Source organism: Castellaniella caeni NBRC 101664 (assembly GCF_001592225.1).
GTDB classification, from domain to species: Bacteria; Pseudomonadota; Gammaproteobacteria; order Burkholderiales; family Burkholderiaceae_B; genus Castellaniella; species Castellaniella caeni.
On record NZ_BCWN01000013.1, the window covers coordinates 88416 to 96201 of the forward strand.

The 7786-nt window shown below is 65.7% G+C and carries 7 protein-coding genes; 1 reads left to right on the forward strand and 6 read right to left on the reverse strand.

The window, feature by feature from the left end; all coding sequences use genetic code 11:
- Positions 1-58: 58 nt before the first annotated feature.
- The 6 genes from CCA01S_RS09705 to CCA01S_RS09730 all read right to left on the reverse strand — a co-directional run bounded on the left by CCA01S_RS09705 (position 59) and on the right by CCA01S_RS09730 (position 6895).
- Positions 59-691, reverse strand: coding sequence for a DUF502 domain-containing protein (locus tag CCA01S_RS09705; protein WP_066457595.1), 633 nt, complete (start codon positions 689-691; stop codon positions 59-61).
- Between the two features lie 163 nt (positions 692-854).
- Positions 855-1187, reverse strand: coding sequence for an FmdB family zinc ribbon protein (locus CCA01S_RS09710; protein WP_066457548.1), 333 nt, complete (start codon positions 1185-1187; stop codon positions 855-857).
- 208 nt (positions 1188-1395) lie between these two features.
- On the reverse strand, positions 1396-2673 hold the full coding sequence (locus CCA01S_RS09715; protein WP_066457556.1) for a putative Na+/H+ antiporter: 1278 nt from the start codon (positions 2671-2673) through the stop codon (positions 1396-1398).
- A gap of 114 nt (positions 2674-2787) precedes the next feature.
- Positions 2788-4401, reverse strand: coding sequence for a GMC family oxidoreductase (locus CCA01S_RS09720; RefSeq protein ID WP_066457558.1), 1614 nt, complete (start codon positions 4399-4401; stop codon positions 2788-2790).
- 255 nt (positions 4402-4656) lie between these two features.
- The gene (ubiA, locus tag CCA01S_RS09725; RefSeq protein WP_066457561.1) at positions 4657-5544 is read right to left on the reverse strand and encodes a 4-hydroxybenzoate octaprenyltransferase; all 888 of its coding nucleotides are present in this window, start codon (positions 5542-5544) and stop codon (positions 4657-4659) included.
- 136 nt (positions 5545-5680) lie between these two features.
- Complete coding sequence (locus tag CCA01S_RS09730) at positions 5681-6895, reverse strand: aminotransferase-like domain-containing protein (protein WP_066457563.1); 1215 nt, start codon at positions 6893-6895, stop codon at positions 5681-5683.
- A gap of 282 nt (positions 6896-7177) precedes the next feature.
- Between CCA01S_RS09730 and CCA01S_RS09735 the strand changes: the two genes are divergently transcribed.
- Positions 7178-7786, forward strand: a 609-nt coding sequence (locus tag CCA01S_RS09735) for an MCP four helix bundle domain-containing protein (protein ID WP_198149955.1), incomplete at its 3' end; no start/stop codon positions are given.

The following is a 7786-nucleotide window of genomic DNA, read 5'->3' on the forward strand; positions in this document are numbered from 1 at the left end:
GTGAAATATTTGAATTCAAGACTGCGAGAGAATATGGGCTTGGGGCGACCATCCGCTGTCAGCGCACACGCGGGCCTACGGACTCGTGTGCCGCCAGCTCCGCCGGCGGCGGTGCCACCACCCCCATCGAAACGATGTATTTCAGGGCGGTATCGACAGACATCTCGAGCATCTGGACATCGGTGCGCGGCATCATCAGAAAAAACCCTGAAGTCGGATTGGGCGTGGTAGGCACGTAGACGCTGACATGATCGCCCGTCAGCAAGTCGGCGATTTCGGCACAAGGGGCCCCCGTGAGGAAGGCGATCGTCCAGGCGCCCTGCCGGGGATACTGCACCAGCACGGCCTGGCGAAAGGCCTGGCCATTGGGCGCGAACACCGTATCGCTGACTTGCTTGACCGAATTATAAATGGAGCGCACCAAGGGGATGCGTCCCAGCAGGGACTCCCAGCGCGACAAAATGGCACGACCAATGAAATTGGCGCAAAACAGCCCGGTGAACAGGATGATGACGAGCACCAGCACCAGCTCGAAGCCCGGGATGGCGATGCCGAACAAGGCCTCGGGCGACAGGAACGACGGCACCAGCGAGTCGAGCGTGCGCGCCAGCATCAGCAGCACCCAGACGGTGGTGACCAGCGGCAGCCAGATCAGCAGGCCAGTGATGAAATATCGCTTGAAAAATCGCATGTCGGCGAGGCGGGTATCCTGGTTGGTCGGCTGCCGCATCCCGGTGCGCGGCCATCCGTCGCGGCCACCCTGCCGGGTCAAGCATGCAAACCGCTATGAATCGATGGCAACGAGTGCTGGTTTGTGTGCGCTGCTGTCGGGCGCCTGGTATGGCACGCCTGACCTAGCTGGCGCTGGCCGCTGGCGCCGGGCTGCTGGCGGGCGGCTTGCTGTTTGTAGCGCTGGCCGTCCCCGCCGTGGTGCCCGCCGCGTGGTCGGACGCGCCTGACGAGGGCGCGCTGGAACCCAGCACGCCTTCGGAGTGCGAACCGCCCCCGCCGCGAAAATCGGTTTCATACCAGCCCGAGCCCTTGAGCCGAAAGCCCGCCGCCGTGACCTGCTTTTCGTAGGTTTCCTGGCCACAGGCCGGGCAATGGGTGAGACGGGGATCGGACATTTTTTGCAGCACGTCTTGCTGATGACCGCAATGGCTGCACCGGTAGACATAAATAGGCACAAGAAAATCCTGAAAAACCAACTCTTTGAAGTTTAGCGCTATTACCGTCTCCACGAGCAGCCCCCGCCCGGGTGCGCGCCTCGTCCACGAGCGCCCCTTGCCCGGCTGCATGCCCCGTTCACGCGCCCCCTGCCCCGGTGGGCGCCTTGCTGAATGCCCGAATTCTGCTCAGGCTTGGCGCCAGCCGCCAGCCGCCGGAGCCCCGATGCTACAGGTTGAACGAATTGGGCAGCAGAAACATCACCACAGCCACCAAAGTGGGCACGGCGGCCGACGCCAGCAGACGCGACGGCGCAATGGTGCCATCGGCAAAGCAGCCTTTCAGGATGGAAAAGCCCGCCGGGTTGGGCGCATTGGCGATGACGGTGAGCCCGCCGCCCGTGACCGCGCCCGCCACCAGCATGTAGCGCCAGAGCTCGCCCGTGCCCTCGACCAGCGAGCCCAGGTAGGTGAGCGCGGCGTTGTCGGTGACGGCGGTCAGCAGCGTGGCGCCCGCGTACAGCACCAGGGGCGAGAGCCCGGCCAGCAGGTCTTGCAGCCACCACTGCTGCAGCCCGCCCAGCACCACCAGCCCGGCCAGAAAGAAGCCCACCATGAAGCCCTCGCGCAGCAGCAGGGGCGACTGATGGCGCTTGTAGGCATGGGTGTAGCCGATGAACAGCACCAGCAGCGCGAGGAAAATCTTGATGTGATGCGAGGACAGCACCACCAGCAGCAGAAACAGCACGTGCACGGCAATGACCACGGGCGACACCGGCGGGCGCTTCTCGCCCTCGTCGGCCCCGCCGATCTCGCCGTTGAGCAGGAAGGGGCGGCAGATCCAGGTGAGCGCCAGGCTGTTGATCACCACCGCCGCGACCGCGCGCCAGCCGAAGTGCGTGGACATGAAGGCGGTATCCCAGCCAAAGGTTTGCGCCACCATCAGCACGGGGGGCGCCGCATAGGCCGTGAGCACGCCGCCGATGGAGATGTTGACAAACAGCACGCCCACCGTCAGGTACTTGAAACCATCCTGGCCCGGGCGGCGGAAATACGCCTGGCGCAGCAGCAAGGCGGCCAGTGTCATGGCGGCCGGTTCGGTGATGAGCGAACCCGACAGCGGCACCAGGGTCATGATGACGAAAAACCGCGCCAGGGCCTGCGGCACCGGCAGCGCGCGGGCCACGAGATCGACCACATCGCGCACGAGTTCGATGATGGGGCGGCTGGCCGCCACCACCATGATGACGAAGACAAAGGCGGGTTCGGTGAAGTTGCGCGTGTCGAGATAATCGACCGCCCCCTTGACGCCCAGCGTGAGCGCCATCCAGATGAACAGCACACAGGCCCAGACGCCGAAGACCGCTTCGACCTCGGAGAGCATGTGCCACAGGCCCGCATGGGCGCCGCCGCGATTGGCCAGCCGGGCGAAGACCGGCACGGAAAACGTGTGAATGATGGCAATGGCAAACAACAGGCTTGCCACGACTTCGGTGTGACTGACCATATCCGAGTCCGATGGAACCAAACGAACGCCAGGGGCGCAATACCTTGCCCCCTGGCACGAAGAACACCCCCGGCAAGCTGTTGGGGATGAGGGAAGCCGCCTAGTGTGCTGTACCTAAGCGGCCCCGAGTATCAGGCGCGACCCTTTCTCGGCGATCATGATGGTGGGCGAATTGGTATTGCCCGACGTGATCACTGGCATGATCGACGCATCGACCACCCGCAGGTTTTCGACCCCCCGCACGCGCAGCTGCGGATCGACCACCGCTGAAGAATCGACGCCCATTTTACATGTGCCCACCGGATGGAAGATGGTGGTGCCCACATCGCCCGCGGCGGCTTCGAGATCAGCCTGCGACTGCACCGCCGCGCCGGGCAGGTATTCGCTGGGCTGATAGTGCGCCAGCGCGGGCTGCGCCATGATGCGCCGCGTCAGGCGCATGGCATCGGCGGCCACCGCGCGGTCGTCGGGCGTCTGCAGATAATTGCAGAGGATGTCGGGGTGGTCGGCCACGTTGGGCGAGGTGATGCGCACGTAGCCGCGGCTGCTGGGCTGCAGATTGCACACCGAAGCCGTCATGGCGGGAAAGCGGTGCAGCGGATCGCCGAACTTGTCGAGCGACAAAGGCTGCACGTGGTATTCGAGATTGGCCCGTGGGCGGTCGGGGTCGGATTTGGCGAAGGCCCCCAGCTGCGACGGCGCCATGGACAGCGGGCCACGGCGCCACAGCGCGTACTGCAGCCCCATCCAGGCCTTGCCCCACCAGGCGTTGGCCAGGGTATTGAGCGTGAGCGCCTTGTGCAGTTTGAAGATCATGCGCAGCTGCAGGTGATCTTGCAGGTTTTCGCCCACCCCCGGCAGGTCGTGCACCAGCGGGATGCCCAGGTGATGCAGGCGCGCCGCTTGGCCCACCCCCGAGACCTGCAGCAGCTGCGGCGAGCCGATGGCCCCCGCCGCCAGGATGACTTCTTTGCCCGCCACCGCGTGCCGCCGCACGCCGTCTTCGACGAACGCCACCCCGGTGGCGCGACGCCCGGAAAATTCGATGCGCTCGACGCGCGCCCCGGTGATGACCTTGAGGTTGGCGCGCCCCATCACCGGATGCAGAAAGGCCTTGGCCGCGTTCCAGCGCACGCCGCGCCGCTGGTTGACTTCGAAATAGTTGCAGCCGGCGTTGTCGCCCCGGTTGAAGTCGTCGGTGCGCGCGATGCCCGCCTGCGCGGCGGCATCGCGAAAGGCATCCAGCACGGCCCAGCGCAGGCGCTGCGGTTCGACCCGCCAGGTGCCGCTGGCCCCGTGGTATTTGCTGGCCCCGGCGTGGTGGTCTTCGACCGCCATGAATAGCGGCAGGACATCTTGCCAGGCCCAGCCCGGGTTGCCCAGCGCGGCCCAGCCGTCGTAGTCGGCGGCCTGGCCACGCAGATAGAGCATGCCGTTGATGGACGACGACCCGCCCAGCACGCGCCCGCGCGGATAGCCCAGAGTGCGGTAATTGAGGCCGGGGTCGGGTTGCGTGTGGTAGCACCAGTCGGTGCGCGGGTTGCCGATGCAATACAGGTAGCCCACGGGGATATGGATCCAGCGCCAGTCGTCGGGGCCGCCGGCTTCGAGCAGCAACACCCGGTGCGCCTGCGACAGGCGGTTGGCCAGCAGGCAACCCGCCGAGCCGGCCCCCACGATGACGTAATCGAATTCGAGTGCCGAATCGGCGGGCGTCGTACTGGCCATGATGGGTCTCCGGGGCGCTGCTGGCATGACCCACGCATCGCGTGCAGCCGAGTATCAACCGAACAGCACACTAGGCAGCAGACCCGGCAACAGGCAAGTACGCAGGACACGACGCAGCTTGATACGATCTTTTCAAACAGTCTAGCTGCAATCGGGCAGACACGCCAAGCTGCACACAAACAGAGGCACGGAACAGGCTGTGGCAACATCAGCCCGCGCCGCGCCCGCGCGCAACGGAGCCCGCCACCGCCGGGATCAGGTGACCAGCGTGCCCGCCAGGGCGGCGACGATCATCAGCACGCCGACCTGCATGTTCGAGCGAAACAACCGCAGGCCGCGCTCGGGGTGGCGCACGTCGAAATGCGCCATCTGCCAAGCGAAGTGCCCGGCAATCACCGCCATGACGGCGTAATAGCCCCAGCCCAGGCCCATGCCCCAGCCCGCCGCCAGCCACAGCACGGCGGTGGCGGCGTACATGCCGCCAATCCAGGCGCGCCCGCGATCGCCAAACCACATGGCCACCGACTTCAGGCCCAGCATGCGGTCGTCGCGCACGTCGATGTAGGCGTAAATGGCGTCGTAGCCGATCTGCCACAGCACGGCCCCCAGCCACATGGCCACGCCATACCAGGGCAGGACGTTTTGCGTGTCGGTCCAGGCCATGAGCATGCCCCAGTTGAAGGCCACGCCCAGCACCGCCTGCGGCCAGTAGGTGAAGCGCTTGCACAAGGGGTAGATGACGACCAGCGGCACCAGCGCCAGCGCCAGCCAGCGGCTGTAGACATTGATGGCCAGCAGCAGGGAAGCGCTGACCAGCAGCTGCGCGGCGGCGAACCACAGCGCCGCCTTGAGGGTGAGCTGCCCGCTGGTGAGCGGGCGAAAACGCGTGCGTTCGACGCGGTGGTCGAAATCACGGTCGAAGATGTCGTTGAAAGTGCAACCCACCCCGCGCATCAGGAGCGCGCCCAACGAGAAAACCACCAGGCGCCACAGCGTGGGCCAGCCGTCCGCCGCCTGCACCAGCGCCGCCAGCGCGGGCAGCAGCGTCAGCCACGTGCCCACCGGGCGGTCGAGCCGACACAGGCGCGCATACGGCCCCCAGGTGGCGGGCAGCCAGCGCGCCACCCAGTCGTCGGGACGCATGTCGGAGAGATCGGGCGCGGACGACGCGCGCTGGCTGGAGGCTGACCCGGACGGTGCCCCCGCAGCTTCGTGGGTCGGCGCGGACGAGACACGGGCGCGTGCGGACGGATCGGACATGAGCGGCACAACCCGATGCTTACGCGGCGGCGACCGTCGCCGGGCCGATGAGTTCGCCCAGGATGCGCACGCCTTCGCGGATCTTGGCCTCGGGCACGGTGACGAAACTGAGGCGCAGCGTGTTGGTGGGCGCCTTGACCCCGGCGTAGAACGGCGCGCCGGGCACGAAGGCCACGTTGCGGGCAATGGCCTGCTGCAAAAGCTGCGTGGTGTCGATGCCCTGGCGCAGCGTGACCCAGATGAACATGCCGCCTTCGGGGGTCGTCCAGTGCGCGTCCGCCGGAAAATGCTGCTTGAGCGCGTCGAGCATGTAGCCGCACTGGCGCTGGTAAAGCTCGCGCACCTTGGGCAGGTGCTGCTGCAGGAAACCGTCGCGAATGGTTTCGTAGACCGCCATCTGCGTGACCGTGGCCGTGTGCAGGTCGGTGGCCTGCTTGATCTGCACGAGCTTGCTGATGATGTCGCGCGGCGCCACCACATAGCCCAGGCGCATGCCCGGCGCCAGCACCTTGGAGAACGTGCCCAGGCGAATCACCGTGGCGCCGACCGCGCGGCCCAGTTGCAGCAGGCCCGGGTGCGACGCGCCGGCGTAGCGCAGTTCGCCGTAGGGATCGTCTTCGATGATGGGCAGGCCCAGCTGGGCGCAGCGGCGCACCAGCGCCTGGCGGCGCGCAAGGCTGAGCGTAAGCCCCGTGGGGTTCTGGAAATTGGGCAGCGCGTAGATGAAGCGCGCGCCCCGGGTGATGTCATCGTCGAGCGCCTCGGGGACGAGCCCCTGCGCATCGGTGGGCACCGCCTGGAACTGCGGCTCGAAGAGCGAAAACGACTGCAGTGCCCCCAGGTAGCTGGGCGCCTCGACCAGCACGCGCGCGCCCGGATCGATGAAGAGCTTGCCCAGCATGTCGAGCGCCTGCTGCGAGCCCGAGACGATGAGCACTTCTTCGGGATCGATGACCATGCCCTCGCGGGAGAGATCGTGCGCCACCCACTCGCGCAGCGGCGTGTAGCCTTCGGTGCGGCCATACTGCAAGGCCGTGGCCCCCTGCGTGGCCAGCACCTGGTTGAACGCGGCCTGCAGTTGGGGAATGGGGAAGCCTTCGGGCGAGGGCAAGCCACCGGCGAAGGAAATGACCTCGGGGCGTTCGGTGATCTTGAGGATTTCGCGGATCGCCGAGCTGGTGAGCTTTTGCGCGCGTTGAGAGAAAACAGCGGGGGTGACAGAGGGTGTGTCCATGGGATAGCTCAAATGAGAGCCCGCCTTGTGAGCAGGCTGATTGGCAAAGCGCGATCAGCCCGGATCTGCGGGCAGCCGGCGCGGATGGTGAAACTGAAACCACTCATCTTAATGCAAACAGCCTCTTTGTTAAATCGACAGTTGATGCACAAAACAAGAAATCCTTACCCGATCAGGGAATAGGGACAATTGTATTATCCTGATACACAGATCAACAAAAGGTGGCGAGGCGACCACATCGGCAAACAGCCACGGTCATCGACGCCGCCGCACGGAGGCACCATGAGAAATCTGACCATCGGCACGCGTCTGGCACTGGGCTTTGGCGTCGTGATCCTGCTGTTGATCACCCTGGCCGGCATCGGCCTGTGGCGCATCCAGGACAGCAATCAGGCCAATCAGCTGCTGCAGGGACGCGAACTCAACAACGCCCTCATCCTGCAATGGGCACGCCAGACCGAAGCCAACAACAACCTCACCCTGGCCGCCACCAACCTGAGCGACCCCGATGCCCAGGCGCTGGCCGTCCAGGGGCTGAAACAATCCGACGCGCGCATCGAGAGCCTGCACAAGCAGCTGGGCGACACCATCCAGCACCCCACGGCGCGCGCCCTGTACCAGCAGGCCCAGGCCGACCAGGACGCGTATTTCAAGCAGCGCGACGCGGCCTTCAAAGCGCTGGAAAATTGGGACACCAGCAAAGCGCAGACCTTTTTCAGCCGCGAGATGCCCGTGCTGTCGCAAAAGATCATCGGCAACATCGACAAGCTCAGCACCTTTCAAAACGACTATACCGACCAGGTCTTCGCCCGCACCTTCGCCAGCAACCAGCTGGGCATGATCGTCCTGGGCATCGCCACCGTGCTGGCGCTCATGGCGAAATCAACAGCC

What these genes read in the sequence shown, in the direction of transcription:
- CCA01S_RS09720 (WP_066457558.1), bottom strand. Translation starts at nt 4,401, where the DNA reads ATGGCCAGTACGACGCCCGCCGATTCGGCACTCGAATTCGATTACGTC.
- ubiA (WP_066457561.1), bottom strand. Translation starts at nt 5,544, where the DNA reads ATGCGTCCCGACGACTGGGTGGCGCGCTGGCTGCCCGCCACCTGGGGG.
- CCA01S_RS09705 (WP_066457595.1), bottom strand. Translation starts at nt 691, where the DNA reads ATGCGATTTTTCAAGCGATATTTCATCACTGGCCTGCTGATCTGGCTG.
- CCA01S_RS09715 (WP_066457556.1), bottom strand. Translation starts at nt 2,673, where the DNA reads ATGGTCAGTCACACCGAAGTCGTGGCAAGCCTGTTGTTTGCCATTGCC.
- CCA01S_RS09730 (WP_066457563.1), bottom strand. Translation starts at nt 6,895, where the DNA reads ATGGACACACCCTCTGTCACCCCCGCTGTTTTCTCTCAACGCGCGCAA.